This window comes from Dyadobacter sp. HNCC25DJ187, from assembly GCF_056895255.1.
On the sequence record NZ_JBXHAT010000001.1, the window covers coordinates 154,423 to 171,219 of the forward strand.

At 43.2% G+C, this 16,797-nt stretch carries 13 protein-coding genes; 10 read left to right on the top strand and 3 right to left on the bottom strand.

Annotation, left to right across the window (positions count from 1 at the left end; all coding sequences use genetic code 11):
- Nucleotides 1–13 precede the first annotated feature (13 nt).
- The gene (locus AC1XUE_RS00620; RefSeq protein WP_483353987.1) at nt 14–565 is read right to left on the bottom strand and encodes a 2'-5' RNA ligase family protein; all 552 of its coding nucleotides are present in this window, start codon (nt 563–565) and stop codon (nt 14–16) included.
- 263 nt (nt 566–828) lie between these two features.
- On the opposite strand from AC1XUE_RS00620, the gene AC1XUE_RS00625 reads away from it, so the two are divergent.
- Nucleotides 829–2,115: a S41 family peptidase gene (locus AC1XUE_RS00625; RefSeq protein ID WP_483353988.1), complete on the top strand. Its 1,287-nt coding sequence runs from the start codon at nt 829–831 to the stop codon at nt 2,113–2,115.
- 15 nt (nt 2,116–2,130) lie between these two features.
- Here AC1XUE_RS00625 and AC1XUE_RS00630 read toward each other — a convergent pair whose 3' ends face one another.
- Both AC1XUE_RS00630 and AC1XUE_RS00635 read right to left on the bottom strand, forming a co-directional pair.
- Nucleotides 2,131–3,522, bottom strand: coding sequence for a carboxylesterase family protein (locus tag AC1XUE_RS00630; protein ID WP_483353989.1), 1,392 nt, complete (start codon nt 3,520–3,522; stop codon nt 2,131–2,133).
- 119 nt (nt 3,523–3,641) lie between these two features.
- A complete protein-coding gene (locus AC1XUE_RS00635) occupies nt 3,642–4,433 on the bottom strand; it encodes a TspO/MBR family protein (protein WP_483353990.1) in 792 nt (263 codons plus the stop codon).
- A gap of 171 nt (nt 4,434–4,604) precedes the next feature.
- On the opposite strand from AC1XUE_RS00635, the gene AC1XUE_RS00640 reads away from it, so the two are divergent.
- From AC1XUE_RS00640 to AC1XUE_RS00680, 9 genes are all read left to right on the top strand, one after another.
- On the top strand, nt 4,605–6,275 hold the full coding sequence (locus AC1XUE_RS00640; protein ID WP_483353991.1) for a mechanosensitive ion channel family protein: 1,671 nt from the start codon (nt 4,605–4,607) through the stop codon (nt 6,273–6,275).
- A gap of 230 nt (nt 6,276–6,505) precedes the next feature.
- A complete protein-coding gene (locus AC1XUE_RS00645) occupies nt 6,506–7,858 on the top strand; it encodes a sigma-54-dependent transcriptional regulator (protein ID WP_483353992.1) in 1,353 nt (450 codons plus the stop codon).
- A gap of 307 nt (nt 7,859–8,165) precedes the next feature.
- The gene (gene kdpF, locus AC1XUE_RS00650) at nt 8,166–8,243 is read left to right on the top strand and encodes a K(+)-transporting ATPase subunit F (RefSeq protein ID WP_483355985.1); all 78 of its coding nucleotides are present in this window, start codon (nt 8,166–8,168) and stop codon (nt 8,241–8,243) included.
- A 64-nt stretch (nt 8,244–8,307) separates the two neighbouring features.
- Complete coding sequence (kdpA, locus tag AC1XUE_RS00655; protein WP_483353993.1) at nt 8,308–9,993, top strand: potassium-transporting ATPase subunit KdpA; 1,686 nt, start codon at nt 8,308–8,310, stop codon at nt 9,991–9,993.
- Between the two features lie 68 nt (nt 9,994–10,061).
- Nucleotides 10,062–12,101, top strand: coding sequence for a potassium-transporting ATPase subunit KdpB (kdpB, locus tag AC1XUE_RS00660; RefSeq protein WP_483353994.1), 2,040 nt, complete (start codon nt 10,062–10,064; stop codon nt 12,099–12,101).
- A 26-nt stretch (nt 12,102–12,127) separates the two neighbouring features.
- A complete protein-coding gene (locus AC1XUE_RS00665; protein WP_483353995.1) occupies nt 12,128–12,685 on the top strand; it encodes a K(+)-transporting ATPase subunit C in 558 nt (185 codons plus the stop codon).
- A 60-nt stretch (nt 12,686–12,745) separates the two neighbouring features.
- On the top strand, nt 12,746–13,834 hold the full coding sequence (locus AC1XUE_RS00670) for a porin (RefSeq protein ID WP_483353996.1): 1,089 nt from the start codon (nt 12,746–12,748) through the stop codon (nt 13,832–13,834).
- 62 nt (nt 13,835–13,896) lie between these two features.
- Entirely contained in the window at nt 13,897–15,021 is a 1,125-nt protein-coding gene (locus tag AC1XUE_RS00675; RefSeq protein WP_483353997.1) for a universal stress protein, read from the top strand.
- A gap of 27 nt (nt 15,022–15,048) precedes the next feature.
- Nucleotides 15,049–16,779: a HAMP domain-containing sensor histidine kinase gene (locus AC1XUE_RS00680; RefSeq protein WP_483353998.1), complete on the top strand. Its 1,731-nt coding sequence runs from the start codon at nt 15,049–15,051 to the stop codon at nt 16,777–16,779.
- The last annotated feature ends 18 nt before the right edge of the window (nt 16,780–16,797 follow it).

Here is a 16,797-nt window from a genome sequence, read left to right on the forward strand (position 1 = left end):
ATACAACTGTGCGCTATGAAGCGGTTTGATGGGATTGGAAATGGAATTCTACAACATGCTCCCACGGCCCGCCCAGATACCGCCATACCTGAATTCCAATTACTTTGAAGCTAAAAGGTTCGAATTCTTCTGTTAAATGCTGCTGCAAATGTTTAGCCCTGGCAGCCTGGACTTTATTTTGAACCGTGATATGGAAGTTACGTTTCTGTCTGTCCTGATTGGTTAGGTGATCCAGCCATCTTTTTTGAAGCTGCTGATGTATGGCATTCAGTTCATTTGCCATGATTTTGAAAGCCGTACCATACCCAAGCGATACTATTGATGTAGCTTTTGCCTCAAATACATCTTGCTCGTTTACCAATTTTTCCAGGTCTTGCATAATCCAGGGCTGATCAGGCAATGCATGAAAAAGGGTCAGATGAGCATCGATATAGTTGCGATCCGGAGGAAAATATTTCTGGCGCAGGCTATTGAAATAAGCTTGTGCCTCAGATCCAATCAGGAAGGTCACTATTAGTGGGTCCGCTTTCGGCTGTTGGGAGCTTACAGGAATAGGAGTGCTCATTGATGGTTTTTAACTAAATTCTATTTTAAATTGAATATCTGTGAATTTCAGACTTACTATACCGGATACAATTTTAATGCCTCGAGAGTTGACACTAGATTCCAGTTGTCACAGAGCTATTTACCACGTTAAGCCCCCATGATCAACTGAATAGACGGTGTATATGACTTAAGGTAGGTTGTGTAACCGAAGATTAATTTAGATTATTGCAAATAGAAATTCAAAGATCTCTGATGAAAATAACTCTTCTCTGGTGTCTAATTTTGATATCTATTATTGGTTGTAACACAAAACCTGATGGTCTTTTGTATCCTAAGTTGTGGGTAGGCCATGTGAGTTGGAAGGATCAGCGTGTCACTGTTTATCTTGGTTTTGAGAAATCCTGGATCGGGAAGTTGTACTGTAATGGATATATTCCGGAGCAGGCAGGTGAATTGAAAAGTGACGTATGTCGTGTGGATGGCGATAGTTTGTTTATACAATTCACAGGAGACGCCGATGCAGCATATATAGGGAAAATAGGCAAAAAGCATATAAACGGATGGTGGATGCAGAATGGGCTGCGTATTCCGCTTAATCTTCAGAAGTCTGGTCTTACAAAGTATCAACTACTCGCTAATCAAGCAATTCATTACGCAAAAGAAGAAAGTTTGAATCGAAACGCGGTTGACTGGGACAAAATAAAGCGAAGAGTAATGGAGCTCTCGGAAAAAGCGGACAGTGACGAGGAGCTAATTCCTGCGTTGCATTTTATTCTGGAAAGTCTGGAAGACAAACATGGGTTTGTACTGAAAGACCAGAAATACAGTAGCTACATACCCAAAGACAACAGTAGGATAAGTCCTGCATTAAGGCGAGCCGCCTATAAGAATGATAAGTACATTGTAGCTGATATGTTATCTGAGTCTATTGCTTACCTGCGCGTTCCGACGAGCCCAGGCAGTAGTCTTGAAACGGATGAATCATTTAACCGGGAGCTTCAAAAGCAAGTATGTGACTTAATTAGTAAAGGTGCAAAAAACTGGATTGTTGATGTGCGTTTGAACTATGGTGGAAACATGTTTGATATGCTTGGAGGAGTCAATCGCATAGTTGGAGATGGCCATATTGGAGCAACCGCAGATAGGGACGGAAATGAGTTGGATATCTGGGAAATGAAACGTGGCAATTTTTATTTAAATGACAAACAGATTACTTCTTCAGGCAGCACTTGTTCCACTTCGCTGCAATCTGGTAGAATAGCTGTCCTGACAGGCCCTATTACCGCAAGTAGTGGCGAGGCCTTTGCCATTGCGCTCCGATCTAAGGATAATTGTATGGTTTTTGGTGAGTCCAGCTATGGCTTTACCACCAGTACAACGGGCAGAAAGCTGAGTAAGGAGCTATTCTTCTTTTTCTCTGTCAACTTCTACTCGGATGGTAAAGGAAGGGTTTACAGAAAGGGAATTGATCCTGACATTCGCATTGATGGAGGTGATAACTTTACCGACATTCACTCTGACGCAAAAGTAAAGGCTGCAACAAAATGGCTTAATGGAATTCGGATGTGAGGCCTTGCGTTAGCTTTAACGGCGTCTCTGTGCGAACAGCCAATCCCAGAGTCCGGGTGTCTCTCGTACCTGATCACTTATGTTGTGACCAAGTCCTGAAAATTCTGTGTATCGAACATCGTGATCCGTTTCTTTGAGAGCACTCACCATCTTTCGGGACTTTTTTACATCAACGAGTTTATCTTCGCTTCCATGAAAAGCCCAGATTTTAACATCTTTCATATTTTCTGCTAATTGTTCATTTCCTTTTCCGCAAATGGGAATGGCAGCAGCAAAAAGCTCAGGATGGTTTCCGATGAAATGCCACGTACCATATCCTCCGCCAGATAAACCCATTACATACCGCCTTTGAACGTCAATAGTGAAGCTTTTTTCTAGCGAATGGATAAGTTCTATGATCGATAAATCCACATCCGGATCCCACCATACCTTTGCTACGGGGCATTGTGGTACAAGCAGGAAGGCTGGGTAGTCTCTACGCATGTTATAGCCTGAGAGAAACGGAGCATAGGAACTTTCAACCTGGACAACATTATCATGGCCATGTGCCCCTCCGTGATGCAGACAAAGAACCAAAGGATATTTTTGGTTGGGATCATAATCAATCGGTTTTATTATCCGGTATGGAAGCGAATCGCCTTCACTGTTAACAAAAATGTTTCCTTCGAATCGGCTCGCAACAGCCATTTCGCTGGCTGTCGGGATTCTTGCTTGCCTGGATGATAGATTGCGGTCGGTCAATGAGAAAGCAAAATATAGTGAAGGGATGATGATTAGCAAGGCGCAAATGGTTGGGATGACATCACTCATTCCTATACCAGCTTTGAATTTTACTGTCCTTAGCTCGTCCATCAAATTCATAATGAAAAATGTGTAGGCGGCTGTCAGACCCCAGCCAAGCCATAGACTGGGCACGGATAGATTAGATTTCAGCTTGTAATCTGCAAATCCAATGTAAACTATCACTATCACCACTTGTATGGATTGCAGGCAAACGGAGAGAAATCCAAAACGCTTTAGCCATGGCTTTTCGCGGCTAGAGGAGGCCGCCAGGATGAATCCCCAAACCAGGTGAGCCATTTGAATAACGCCATACGTAATGTAATACCAGTTTAGATAGGTATGCCTGGTGAAGGCATTAAATACAATAAAGGTGTGAATAACCAACAATACCGCCAGCACGCTGCCGGTCCAAAATGCTGCTATATAACTTCTGCTCCTCAAGTAAAGCAAAAGCAGAACGATACTTACAAAGTGCGTGAGCTCATGGACTAGGAAAAATTTCAAAAAATCAGAATTGAAAGAAAGCCCGTTCGCTGTTTTTAAATGGAGATAGGCCAGGAAAATTTCCTGTACTATGAAAACGATGAGCAGTGATACAAGTAAGTAGTAAAGATTTCTGGACATGTTGACTACTATTTTCGAAAATCGAAGTTACCCAACCATGTTCGTGAAGTACCTATTGAATATGTTAAAAAAACTTATCCTTAAAAAACTACCTCAGGCAATCCGCTAAATCGAACCTCTTAACGCGGAATATTCTTCGACGGCAAGAAGGACTTTCCCCGATTTAAATATCCGTGAACACCTGCATTAAGCAAAAGCAATAACGTTGCTGCCGCAGCCGCATAAAATACATCTTGAACCTGGTGATGATTTGCGATGGCAACAGCGGCCAATCCCCATGCACCCACAGCAGCGGATTCACGTAGATTCCTAAGCCAGATCAACAGAATATTAATGACGACTGCTGCAAATATCATGATAAGTGTCCAGGCTTCTTCGGAGAAACCCAGTCCGTTCCATTCAATTTTTGTAAGATAGGCAGATGTATTGGCAATAAGAGCGACACATATCCAGCCTAGATACAAGGCAAAAGGCCACCATTCGAAGGCAATTCGTTTCAATGGAATCAAATCCAATTCCATTCGTGTTTTCAAAACAATAGCACAGAGACTTGCTAACAGCGTGATCATTACCAGCACAGACAAGCCGGTATGGTCATACAGCCAACAGACAATCCATAAACAATTGGCCAGGCATGAAAGCACAAAAAGCCAACCGATCCTGTTCACCACGCTATGAGGTTTAGTATTGCCGGATATTCCTTTACTCTGATAAATGATGAAGCCGGACAGGGCAAGATAAATGATACCCCAGATTGAAAATGCGTATCCCGCCGGTGTAAATAGGTTCTGGTATTTTTCGGATACCGACGCCATCGTACTATTTTTGAATATACCTGTGTTGGACAAATAATTCATCACTAATGTGATCACAAATGCGAAGATGTTAGAAATCTGTAAGGTCCGGATCATGAATATATTTAAATGTATTTTGGAGCTGTGCTAAAATAGTGATTATCTTTTCATATCACCTATTAAAAGTGTTCCTAAAAATTGCTATGATTATTCCTGAAAAAATCCGTTGACTTAATCATGGCATTGGCATAAATTTTACGGAAACGAAATACCAATTACAATTTTATAATGCTAGATACAATAAAGAAAAATTTCACAGTGATACGTTTTTTGTCAGCATGTCTGATATTTCTATTAACCCAGTTTCCGCTTGCAGCTCAGATTCCTTTTATTTCCGGGGACACCAGTAAAACCCAGCGGGCTGTATATCCTCCTGATTCACTGGGAAGACGATCTCCGCGCGGATCAATCGACGGATTTATTAAAGCCAGTTACCAAAGCAATTATCAAAAGGCAGCACTCTATTTATATCGTGGTCCGGGCACCAGTAAACGTGTGACTGTCAAGCAAGCCAAAGCACTGCAAGCTGTATTGGAAGTGAATGGCCGGATTTATCCTTATTCCTGGATCAGCAATGATCCGGATGGCAAAACAGACGACAACCTTGGTCCGGAGTTCGACAGGATTGGTGCCGTCACGCTTAATCATGAATCCTTCGATCTGATACTTCAACGATTTGTAGATAAAGAAGGCAATCCGATATGGTTATTTTCTCCTCAGACCATTGAACGTATTCCACTTGATGTGGAGGATATAGAAGCAGGTACTTTCGTTAACAGCGTTTCGCCGGCATTTCTGCAAACAACCAAATGGGGCGGGGTTCCGGCATCTCACTGGATTGCAACTGCACTATTGCTGATTGTATCCTATCTATTCGCTTTTGGTATAGCGCGCCTTTTCATTTATCTCATTCCGAAAGTATTCAGGAAGTCCGGAGAAGATCCCTATTTGGGTGTTATGAAGGCATTTTCAATTCCTGCCCAACTGTATGCAGCGATAACAATCTTCACCTATTTTAGCAGGGAGGCAGGAATTTCGCTAGTTGTACGCCAGAGTTTCAGCAACCTGACACTTCTGGTAGGTATAGTAGCGGTCATTCTGCTAATCTGGCAACTCATAGATGTGACAGGGAATCTGACTGAGCAGCGTATGACCAGAAATCGCAATCAGTCAGCCGTTTCTGCTATACTGTTTCTTCGCAGAGCGTTGAAAATTGCGCTCGCTGTTGTAGGAGTGATTGTGGTACTGGATACACTCGGTTTCGATGTAACTACAGGTATAGCAGCACTGGGGATAGGTGGTATTGCTCTTGCACTCGGTACGCAGAAAACCGTAGAAAACTTTGTAGGCAGTGTCACAATCATCGCCGACCAACCGGTACGGGTAGGGGACTTTTGTAAAATCGGGGAGATCTTGGGTACAATTGAAAGAATCGGTATGCGTGCCACACAGGTGCGGACGCTCGACAGAACGATAGTAACAATACCTAACGGCGAGCTTTCTTCACTTAAAATTGAAAACTATGCTTATCGGGAGCGCTTCTGGTTTCATCCCGCATTTTTCCTGCGACCAGAAACCAGGCCCGATCAGATTCGCCAGGTCATTCAGGATTTGCGCAGGGTGCTGCTGACCCATCCTCGTGTGAATCCGGATCCCGCCAGAGTGCGTTTTACCGAGGTCGGGCTAAATGGAGTTAAAATTGACATATTTGCCTATGTTGACACTGGCGATATGAACAGTTTTCTTGAGATACAGGAAGAATTACTATTGAAAATGATGGACGTAATCGCTGAAGCCGGTACTCGTTTTATGCTGCCTTCTCAAACACTTTACATGGGGAAAGATCAAGGAATGCCCGTAAAACAAGGTCCATTTATTGCCACGGATGATGCGTTATAGCAACCTTCGCCCACTCGTTGATCTTTGTTAATCAGTAGTATATGTCATTCTTAAAGCTTATTCTTATGTATGACATGACACTATCATTTTGATAATCGATTTTTTTGTCATGATAGTTGTATCAAATAAAAGGGTGGAAATTCTTAATCTTTCCTATCAAGCAGTATTTAGGGAAGAATCATTTACTAATTTGGTGCTGTCAAACATAGAAATCTCTATACAAAAAACCAGTGAAGACAGTTCTGATCATTGATGATGAAAATAAGCTCAGGTCTCTTCTAGCCAGAGTAATTAGGGCGGAAGGAATGGAGGTAATCGAAGCAGAAGATTGTAAGTCAGGTTTAAAGGCAATAGAAAATCCTGCAATTGATGCTGTTCTTTGTGATGTCAGACTTCCGGATGGAGATGGCGTTAAGCTGGTTCCACTTTTAAAATCCCGAAATCCAGCTGCAGAAATCATCTTGCTTACGGCCAACGGAAATATTGCGGATGGTGTACAGGCGATGAAGAACGGGGCGATGGATTACATCGTCAAGGGTGATGACAATGATAAAATATTACCCTTGCTGGATAAAGCAGTAGAAAAATCACAACTTCAGAAGAAGGTCCGAAAGCTTGAAGCCATCGTATCCAGCCGGTTTTCGTTTGATGCTGTGATTGGAAATTCCAAGCCTATTCAGGAAGCAATCAATTTGGCAAAAAAAGTGGCACCTACAGATGCCGTGGTGCTTCTGACCGGTGAAACAGGAACCGGTAAAGAAGTTTTCGCGCAAGCAATTCATTATAGTAGTCAGCGCGCAAATAAAAACTTTGTCGCCCTGAATTGCAGTGCATTTGGTAGAGAAATGATCGAAAGTGAATTGTTTGGTTATAAACAAGGAGCATTTACAGGTGCACTGAAAGACAAGCGCGGACTGCTGGAAGAGGCACATCAAGGTACTTTATTTTTGGACGAGATAGGTGAATTGCCACTTGAACTGCAAGCCAAACTATTACGGGTATTGGAAACCCATGACTTCATTAAATTGGGAGATACCAAGACTACCAAATCGGATTTTCGCCTGATCGCTGCTACCAACAGAGATCTGAAAACGGAATCAGAACAGCATCGATTCAGGGCTGACCTTTATTTCAGGCTTAACGTATTTCAGATTACGCTCCCACCACTTCGCCAAAGGGTACAAGATATTCCATTGTTGCTGGATTTCTTTTTGGATTATTACACCAAGCAGACCAATAAGCCTAATCCGGGTTATACGGCTGACTTTGCGAACGCTCTGGAACATTATAGCTGGAGTGGCAATATCCGTGAACTGAAGAACGTCATTGAAAGAGCAGTGATTATCAGTGACGGAATACTTGATGCATCCAGTCTGCCATCCGACGTCACAAACTTTGTACTTGCCACTAACCCAAATCTGTCACCCCTGACGATGGAAAGCGTCGAAAGGCATCATATTCAGAAAGTACTGAATCAGTGTCAGGGTAACAAAGCAGAAGCAGCCCGGTTGCTCGGGATCGGTATTGCAACGCTTTACAGAAAAATAGATGAATTTGGTCTGAGTAAGTCAGGTAAGTTATAATTCATTCTCCTACTCCAAGCAAATCATTTTGATAGTATAGCTTATCAAAATGATAGGTTTTTCCAAATAGACAGTGCTGTTATTTTTTTATACAACGTTGATTATTAGTTGATTAAATTTTGTTTGATCTTCTTGGTACGTCGTTGGTAGCTGTCTATTTAAAAAGTAGAAAATGAAAACTACCAAGTCGTACTTATCAGACATTTTAACAACATCCATCATGTTAACTATTATTCTCATCGCCGCAGGCTGTCTTTGCTTTGCCATTCTGTATCAATCTGTATCATTCTTTGAAAAGATCTGAAACATGGGCTCATTACTTATCATCTCCATCGCCGTGTTTCTCTACATGTGTTACGTACTGATCAAACCTGAAAAATTCTGATTCCGGCACATGTTAACGAAGTGGAATCACCACCTGTATTGCGAAGACTGAAACAAATACTAAAATGAACACAGAAATTTTTGGCATCATTGCCACCTACGCGCTTACAATCGTCGCCGCTATTCCGATAGGCAAATACATAGCAAAAGTATACGGAGGCGAAAGGACAATTCTGGATCCGATTATGAATCCTTTTGAGAATATCATTTTACGGTTTAGTGGAATTAACAGGAGTGCCCAAATGAATTGGAAACAACATATGATCAGTATGCTGACGGTCAATTTTGTTTGGTTTTTATTGTGCATGTTGCTTTTGATGAACCAGGGTCGGTTACCATTTAATCCTGATGGGAATCTGAGCCAGTCTGCGGATCTTGCGTTCAATACCAGTATTTCATTTATGGTAAATTGTAACCTTCAGCATTATTCAGGTGAAACCGGGGTGACCTATCTTTCTCAGCTGTTTTTAATGTTTTTACAATTCGTCAGTGCCGGAACAGGTATGGCGGCTGCCGTTGTTCTTCTTAAAGCACTAAGAGAAAAAGCATCTGATCAACTTGGAAACTTTTATAACCTGCTGCTTATTTCGTGTACACGGATATTACTGCCGATATGTATCGTTATAGCTAGTTTGTTGGCATTCAACGGTATGCCCATGACATTCGAAGGTAGAGATCACATCATTACCATGCAGGGAGACACGGTGGGAGTTTCTACGGGTCCTGTAGCAGCATTTGTTGCTATCAAACATTTGGGTACAAACGGGGGGGGATATTTTGGTACTAACTCGGCGCATCCGCTTGAAAATCCCAGCTATGTTTCCAACATGATTGAAATGGCTGCGCAAATGATTATTCCGTTTGCTATGATTTTCGCACTGGGGTTCTTTTTGAAAAGGAGGAAGATGGCTGCTATGATTTTTGGTGTGATGACATTAGGCTTTTTGATTCTCTGTGTACCTACAATTATTTGGGAAGTGCAGGGTAATCCAGCTCTGTCAAATTTGGGTATTGATATGAGCTCCGGAGCTATGGAGGGAAAAGAGACCCGGTTGGGAAGTGCAGCCTCAGGTTTCTGGAGTATAGCCACAACCGTTATTTCAACAGGATCAATTAATTCCATGCATGATAGTAGCATGCCGTTGTCAGGGATGACACAGCTATTGGCCATGATGACCAATGCATTTTACGGTGGCTGCGGTGTGGGTATTTTGAATTTCTTTATCTATATCATACTGGCTGTTTTTATCAGCGGGTTGATGGTTGGTCGTACACCGGAATTTCTGGGCAAAAAAATTGAAGCCCGGGAAATGAAAATTGCCATGATCGTAGCCTTGCTTCACCCGCTTTTGATTCTGGCGGGAACGGCTTTGACTACATCCTTTCCGGGAATTACATCTGCTACTGTGTCGAATCCGGGCTTTCACGGATTTAGTCAGATGCTGTATGAATTCACTTCTTCTGCAGCTAATAATGGAAGTGGCTTCGAAGGTTTGGGTGACAATGTACCATGGTGGAACATCAGTACCGGAATTGTATTGCTGCTATCGCGTTTCATTCCTATTATCGGTCCCATTGCCATTGCGGGACTACTCGCGGGTAAGAAACAGGTTCCTCAAAGCGCAGGTACCTTGCCAACTGACTCAGCCACATTTGGAATGATGATTTTTGCGGTGATCGTGATTATTACTGCGCTCTCATTTTTCCCTGCACTCACCCTCGGACCAATAGCTGAATATTTCAGCTTATAAATAATACAACCAATTTTTAACTTAAACGGATTACCACAGGCCAATGGCCCACGGATATCTTGTACACAATGAAAAATCAAAATCCATCCTTATTTCAAAAGGATTTAGTCAAGGAAGCCTTGAAGCAGTCGCTGATCAAGCTTAATCCGAAAACCATGTTCTGTAACCCTGTTATGTTCACCGTACAGATAGGAACATTTATCATGCTGGTAGTGTGCGTCTGGATCCTGTCCGGGCACAAATCGCAAGGCAGTTTTGCTTATAACTTTACCATTTTTCTGGTACTTCTGCTCACATTACTTTTTGCCAATTTTGCCGAAGCCATTGCTGAAGCAAGAGGTAAAGCACAAGCTGAAAGTTTGCGCAAAACCCGCCAGCAGACACCAGCCAAACTGGTGGTTGAAAACAAAAAAGGGTTTTCTGTTGAAACGCGGGATGTCATGTCAGCGCAGATGAAGAAAGGAGATATTTTTATATGTGAAGCAGGTGATCATGTTGCGACGGATGGGGATATCATCGAAGGCATGGCTAGTATTGATGAAAGTGCTATTACGGGAGAATCCGCTCCGGTAATACGGGAATCAGGAGGCGATAAATCCAGTGTGACCGGCGGTACAAAAGTCCTATCGGACAGAATTAAGGTGATGGTGACAGCAGCACCGGGCGAAAGTTTTTTAGATAAAATGATCGCACTGGTGGAAGGAGCGAGCAGACAGAAAACACCTAATGAGATCGCTTTGACCATACTTCTGGCAGGATTTACACTCGTGTTCATTATCGTAAGCGTTACGCTGAAACCCTTTGCAGATTATGCAAACACACCCATCACGATTGCAGCCTTTATTTCGCTCTTTGTTTGTCTGATTCCGACTACAATCGGAGGGTTGCTTTCTGCAATTGGTATTGCTGGTATGGATCGTGCACTGAGAGCGAATGTGATTACGAAATCGGGCAAAGCTGTGGAGACAGCCGGTGATATTGATGTGTTGCTGCTGGATAAAACGGGAACCATCACGATTGGAAACAGAAAGGCCACCCATTTCCATACTGCGGAAGGTGTCAGTAAGAATCATTTTATTAAAGCCGCAGTACTCAGCTCTATAGCCGACCAGACACCGGAGGGGAAGTCAATTCTCGAACTTGCAGGTGCTACGGAGGACAGTTACCAGTTGGACAATCCAAATTTCATCAGCTTCACCGCCGAAACGCGTAGCTCGGGTGTGGACTTTGGCAGCACGCGCATTCGAAAGGGAGCATTTGATGCGATGAGAAATAGCGTAATGCACGCAGGAAATCTGTTTCCAGGGCACATTGAAGAGAAAGTAAGAGATATTTCGGGCAACGGAGGAACACCACTCGTAGTAACAGAAAACGAACAGGTGCTGGGCGTCGTCGAGCTGCAGGATATTATCAAACCTGGTATTACAGAGCGTTTTGAGCGCCTGAGAAAAATGGGTGTTAAAACGGTAATGGTGACGGGCGACAACCCATTGACTGCTCAGTTTATAGCCCGGAAAGCCGGTGTTGATGATTTTATCGCAGAAGCTAAACCCGAAGATAAAATGAACTATATCAAAAACGAGCAGCTGAGTGGTAAACTTGTGGCGATGATGGGAGACGGTACCAACGACGCGCCTGCTCTCGCACAAGCCGATGTGGGTGTTGCGATGAACAGTGGAACGCAGGCAGCAAAAGAGGCTGGCAATATGGTGGATCTGGATAACGATCCGACCAAACTGATTGAAATCGTGGAGATCGGAAAACAGCTGTTAATGACTCGCGGTACGCTCACCACCTTTTCAATCGCGAACGACGTCGCCAAGTATTTTGCAATCATTCCAGCGCTGTTCATCACCAGTATTCCTGCTTTACAAGGTTTAAATATCATGCAGTTATATAGTCCGGAAAGTGCTATTCTTTCAGCAGTTATTTTTAATGCGGTTATCATTCCGTTTCTGATCCCGCTTGCGCTTAAAGGAGTAGCCTACAAACCAATTGGCGCAAGTGCTTTGCTAAGAAGAAACCTGTTAATATATGGTATGGGAGGTATTTTGATTCCGTTTGCAGGCATCAAAGCTATCGACCTTATCGTAAGTATATGGATCTAATCGTGATCGATTTAAAACTAAAAAACATGAAATCAAACATTATTTCGGCGGTTAGATTTACGCTGGCTACCATTATTCTTTTCTGTGTTATTTATCCAGCTATCATCTGGGGCCTGGCCCGGTTTACTCCTCACAGTGGAAAAGGTGAGCAGATAGAATCTGCGGGAAAAAGATACTATGCAAATATCGGGCAGAATTTCACTCAGGATAAGTATTTCAATGGCCGTCCTTCTGCGGTAGAGTACAATTCCGCATCTAGCGCGGGCAGTAACAAAGCCATGTCGAATGGTGAGTATTTGACCACGGTGCAGGCCAGGATTGACACTTTTCTGATTCATAATCCGGGTGTGAGTAAAACTGAAATCCCGGTCGAGCTGGTCACCGCAAGCGGAAGTGGACTTGATCCTGATCTCTCGCCGAAAGCAGCTTTGGTGCAAGTTAAAAGGATTGCCGCTGCCCGCAGGATACCTGAGCAGCAACTCCGCCAGCTCGTCTCCGGGCATATTCAAAAGCCATTTTTAGGTTTGTTCGGACCTGAAAAGGTGAACGTGCTCAGATTGAATGTGGCTTTGGAAAAATTATAAATACACTTCATGCAGCAGATACTAGGCTGCTTTAACACAATCACTCAATTATTTCTTTCAATGAAAACTTTGCTTTTTACCATAGTCGCATCTATCAGTTTCAATACCCTTGCAGCTCAGGAGGAGGAAAAAACACCCAATCCGTTAACGATCAGCGGTTATGCCGAGGTCTATTACAACTATAATTTTAACCGTCCTGCCAACAATACTTCTCCCCATTTCCTGTATAACTTCAACAGGACAGGAGAGGTTAATTTAAATCTGGGTTATATCAAGGCTGGCTTTAGTCAGGAACGGGTAAGAGCAAATCTGGCACTTGCCGCGGGAAGTTACATGAATGCCAATTATACTGCGGAAGCTGGTGTTTTAAAGAATGTATTCGAAGCTAATGTTGGTGTGAAGCTTGCAAAAAATGCTAATCTTTGGCTTGATGCCGGAATTATGCCATCGCACATTGGTTTTGAAAGTGCTGTAGGAAGGGACAACTGGGCGTTGACGAGAAGTCTTGTTGCTGAAAATACGCCTTATTTTGAGTCGGGGGTAAAGCTGGGCTACACTACCGAAGACGGAAAGTTACACCTGGCTGCAATGTACCTGAACGGATGGCAAAGAATTCAAAGGATTGATGGAAACAGTTCTCCTGCCTTTGGAACTCAGTTTACATATAAGCCTTCAGAATCAGTAACTTTGAACTACAGCACTTTTATTGGCAATGACAAACCGGATAGCGTAAGACAAACGCGTATCTATCACAACGTCTACGGCATCATGCGGCTTTCAGAAAAATGGGGATTAACAGCTGGATTTGATTACGGAATGGAACAAAAAGCCAAAGGCAGCAGGCAGTACAATAATTGGTTTGTTCCTGTCATGATCGTGAGGTATACCGCCTCGCCAAAGTTGAGTTTCGCTGCGAGAGGGGAATATTTCAGTGATGAAAAAGAGGTCATTATTACAACAGGTAGCCAGAACGGATTCAGGACTACAGGCGTTTCGGTAAATATGGATTTTGCGCTGTTTGATAAAGTACTATGGCGATTGGAGGTGAGAAGGCTAAGTAGTAAAGATGCTCTGTTTGCCGGAAAAACGGACAAAAGTTTTGGCAGGAACAACCTGTTTGCGACTACCAGTTTATCCATTGCATTCTAAATTCACCTGCGCTGTACGCCAGGAGCGTCTGATTCTAAGTTGTAAAAAGCATTCTAATAGCTATGTCTGAGATTAATCTTCATGCGCAGCATTTTCTGGAAATGATCAAAAAATCCAGACGTGGGAAATTCAAGATCTATATCGGCATGAGTGCCGGAGTAGGGAAAACGTATCGGATGCTTCAGGAGGCGCACAGCTTGCTTGCTAGTGGCGTTGATGTCAGGATTGGCTATATCGAAACGCACAATCGCGCACAAACACATCAACTGCTTGATGGCTTACCCGTAATAGAACGCCGAAAACTTTTTTATAAAGGAAAGCAGCTTGAGGAGATGGACGTTCAGGCCATCATCAGCTTAAGACCCGAAGTGGTGATTATTGATGAGCTGGCACATACCAATATGGAAGGTAGCAGCAATGAGAAGCGCTGGCAGGATGTGCTTGCTGTTCTGGATGCGGGCATCAGTGTGATTAGCGCAGTAAATATTCAGCATATTGAAAGTCTGAATCGGGAAGTAAAGAGAATAACAGGGGTGGATGTAAGCGAGCGCATTCCAGACCGGGTATTGTCATCAGCAGACGAGGTAGTGAATATAGACCTGACTGCCGATGAATTGATAATAAGATTAAAAGAGGGGAAGATCTATACCAAAGATAAAATAGAAACCGCACTTACTAATTTTTTTCAGCCGGATCATATCCTGCAATTGCGTGAACTGGCGCTCAAAGAAGTCGCAGGGCAGGTGGAGCGTAAGGTAGAATCGGAAGTGTCTGGATCCGCTGCCGTTCGCCGGGAAAAGATTTTGGCTTGCATCAGTAGCAATCAAAGCACAGCCAGACATGTAATTCGGAAAACCGCCCGGCTGGCAAACCATTACAACAGCAAATGGTTGGTGCTGTATGTGCAAACGCCGAACGAAAGTCAGGATAAAATCGCACTGGACAAACAGCGCCACCTGATCAACAACTTTAAACTGGCGACGGAGATGGGAGCGGAGATTATCAGGGTGAAAGATCGAAATGTTTCTGAGGCAATTATCCGTGTTGCTGAGCAACAACAGGTTACAACCATTTGTTTGGGGAAGCCTCATATTACGCTTTTGAAAATAATTTTGGCAACCAACCTTTTCAATAATTTGCTGAAAAAATTGTCGAGCTCAGATATTGACCTGGTGATTTTATCCTGATCTAATCCTAACTTGGGTCCTGACATTATGAAAATAAAAACAAAACTCCGGCTGGGTCTGGGACTGCTGTTTTTGATGATCCTGGCATTGTCATTAATCGCTGCGAGGCATATCTATGTACTTGAGAAACAGACCGAAAATATTTTGCAAAACAACTACAAAACACTGGATTACGCCAGGAGCATGTCTTTGGCGCTGGATCAGGTGAAATCCGATAGAGGCGCAAGAAGCATCTTTCAACAAAATCTGCAGAATCAAAAACAGAATGAAACTGAGCCTGGTGAGAAGGAGGTTACAGAGAAAATAGCGCATCATTTTAGCCAGTTGCAACACGATGTAGGAAATGAACAACTTCCGGTGCTGATCAGGAATGATCTGGCTGAACTTACACGGATCAATATGGAGGCGATACAGGCCAAAAGTGACCGGGCATTAGGCACCGTGCAGTCTGCTTTCATATGGATCGCATTGGGTGGAACCATCTGTTTTGTAATTGCATTTACACTGCTTGTGAATTTGCCCGGAAACGTGGGAAATCCCATTCGGGAACTGACCGACAGCATCAGGGCTATTGCTGACAAGAAGTATACAGAACGGCTCCATTTTTCGGGCAATAATGAGTTTGGTGAACTCGCAGAGTCCTTCAACACAATGGCTGAAAAGTTGGAGGAATATAATAATAGCAATTTATCGCAGATATTAACTGAAAAGAAACGAATCGAAACACTCATCAATAACATGCATGAGCCGGTTATTGGTCTGGATGAAAACAAAGTCGTGCTGTTTGCAAATGATCAGGCGGTTCGTATCACAGGCATGGAAGCCGGAGATATGATCGGTAAATCGGCCACAGAACTGGCGAAGTTTAATGATCTGCTCAGAACATTGATCCTGGAAAATCAAAATGCATCGGCGGGCGGAATTTCCAGTGCTCCGCTAAAAATATTCGCTGATAATAAGGAGAGTTATTTTGAAAAAGAGATCGTAGATATTACTATTTTCCCTACGGCCGAAAAAAAACCTCAACACATAGGTCAGGTTATACTCCTCAAAAATATAACTCCTTTCAAAGAGCTCGATTTTGCCAAAACTAATTTCATTGCTACCGTTTCCCATGAGCTCAAGACGCCTATTTCATCAATCAAAATGAGTGTTCAACTGCTGGAAAATCAACAAACCGGTTCTTTGAACGAGGATCAGCAACAATTAATTGCAGGCATAAAAGATGACAGCAACAGGCTGCTGAAAATTACGGGAGAACTTTTAAATATGTCTCAGGTGGAGACAGGAAATATTCAGCTTAACATGCAAAAAAGCAGTCCTTATGCTATTTTGAGTTACGCGGTGGATGCCGTGAGAATACCCGTTGAACAGAAGAAAATAGAATTGATTGTGAATACCGATAAAGCGATATCCGATGTAAAAGCAGACACGGAGAAGACTGCCTGGGTGTTGATTAATTTCCTGACGAACGCGGTGAGGTATTCCGAGCAGGGCAGCAGAGTTCAGGTTGAGATCGTTGAAACAGATCGGATGGTTCGTTTTCTGGTGAAGGACGAAGGGGCTGGAATAGACAGCCGATACAACAGTAAAATATTTGACCGCTATTTCCAGGTGCCGGGAAGCCACAAGACGGGAACTGGACTCGGACTGGCAATCAGTAAAGAATTTATACAGGCCCAGGGAGGTAGTATCGGCGTGACAAGTGAAATAGGTTTGGGTAGTATATTTTATTTTGAGCTGGAGAAAGCGTGGTAAAAAGGGGCAGACGTAAGT

Excerpts from the sequence above, each read along its gene's own strand:
- AC1XUE_RS00620 (WP_483353987.1), bottom strand. The coding sequence starts at position 565 with ATGAGCACTCCTATTCCTGTAAGCTCCCAACAGCCGAAAGCGGACCCA.
- AC1XUE_RS00635 (WP_483353990.1), bottom strand. The coding sequence starts at position 4,433 with ATGATCCGGACCTTACAGATTTCTAACATCTTCGCATTTGTGATCACA.
- AC1XUE_RS00675 (WP_483353997.1), top strand. The coding sequence starts at position 13,897 with ATGTCTGAGATTAATCTTCATGCGCAGCATTTTCTGGAAATGATCAAA.
- AC1XUE_RS00670 (WP_483353996.1), top strand. The coding sequence starts at position 12,746 with ATGAAAACTTTGCTTTTTACCATAGTCGCATCTATCAGTTTCAATACC.
- kdpF (WP_483355985.1), top strand. The coding sequence starts at position 8,166 with ATGGGCTCATTACTTATCATCTCCATCGCCGTGTTTCTCTACATGTGT.
- AC1XUE_RS00665 (WP_483353995.1), top strand. The coding sequence starts at position 12,128 with ATGAAATCAAACATTATTTCGGCGGTTAGATTTACGCTGGCTACCATT.
- AC1XUE_RS00680 (WP_483353998.1), top strand. The coding sequence starts at position 15,049 with ATGAAAATAAAAACAAAACTCCGGCTGGGTCTGGGACTGCTGTTTTTG.
- AC1XUE_RS00630 (WP_483353989.1), bottom strand. The coding sequence starts at position 3,522 with ATGTCCAGAAATCTTTACTACTTACTTGTATCACTGCTCATCGTTTTC.
- kdpA (WP_483353993.1), top strand. The coding sequence starts at position 8,308 with ATGAACACAGAAATTTTTGGCATCATTGCCACCTACGCGCTTACAATC.
- AC1XUE_RS00640 (WP_483353991.1), top strand. The coding sequence starts at position 4,605 with ATGCTAGATACAATAAAGAAAAATTTCACAGTGATACGTTTTTTGTCA.
- kdpB (WP_483353994.1), top strand. The coding sequence starts at position 10,062 with ATGAAAAATCAAAATCCATCCTTATTTCAAAAGGATTTAGTCAAGGAA.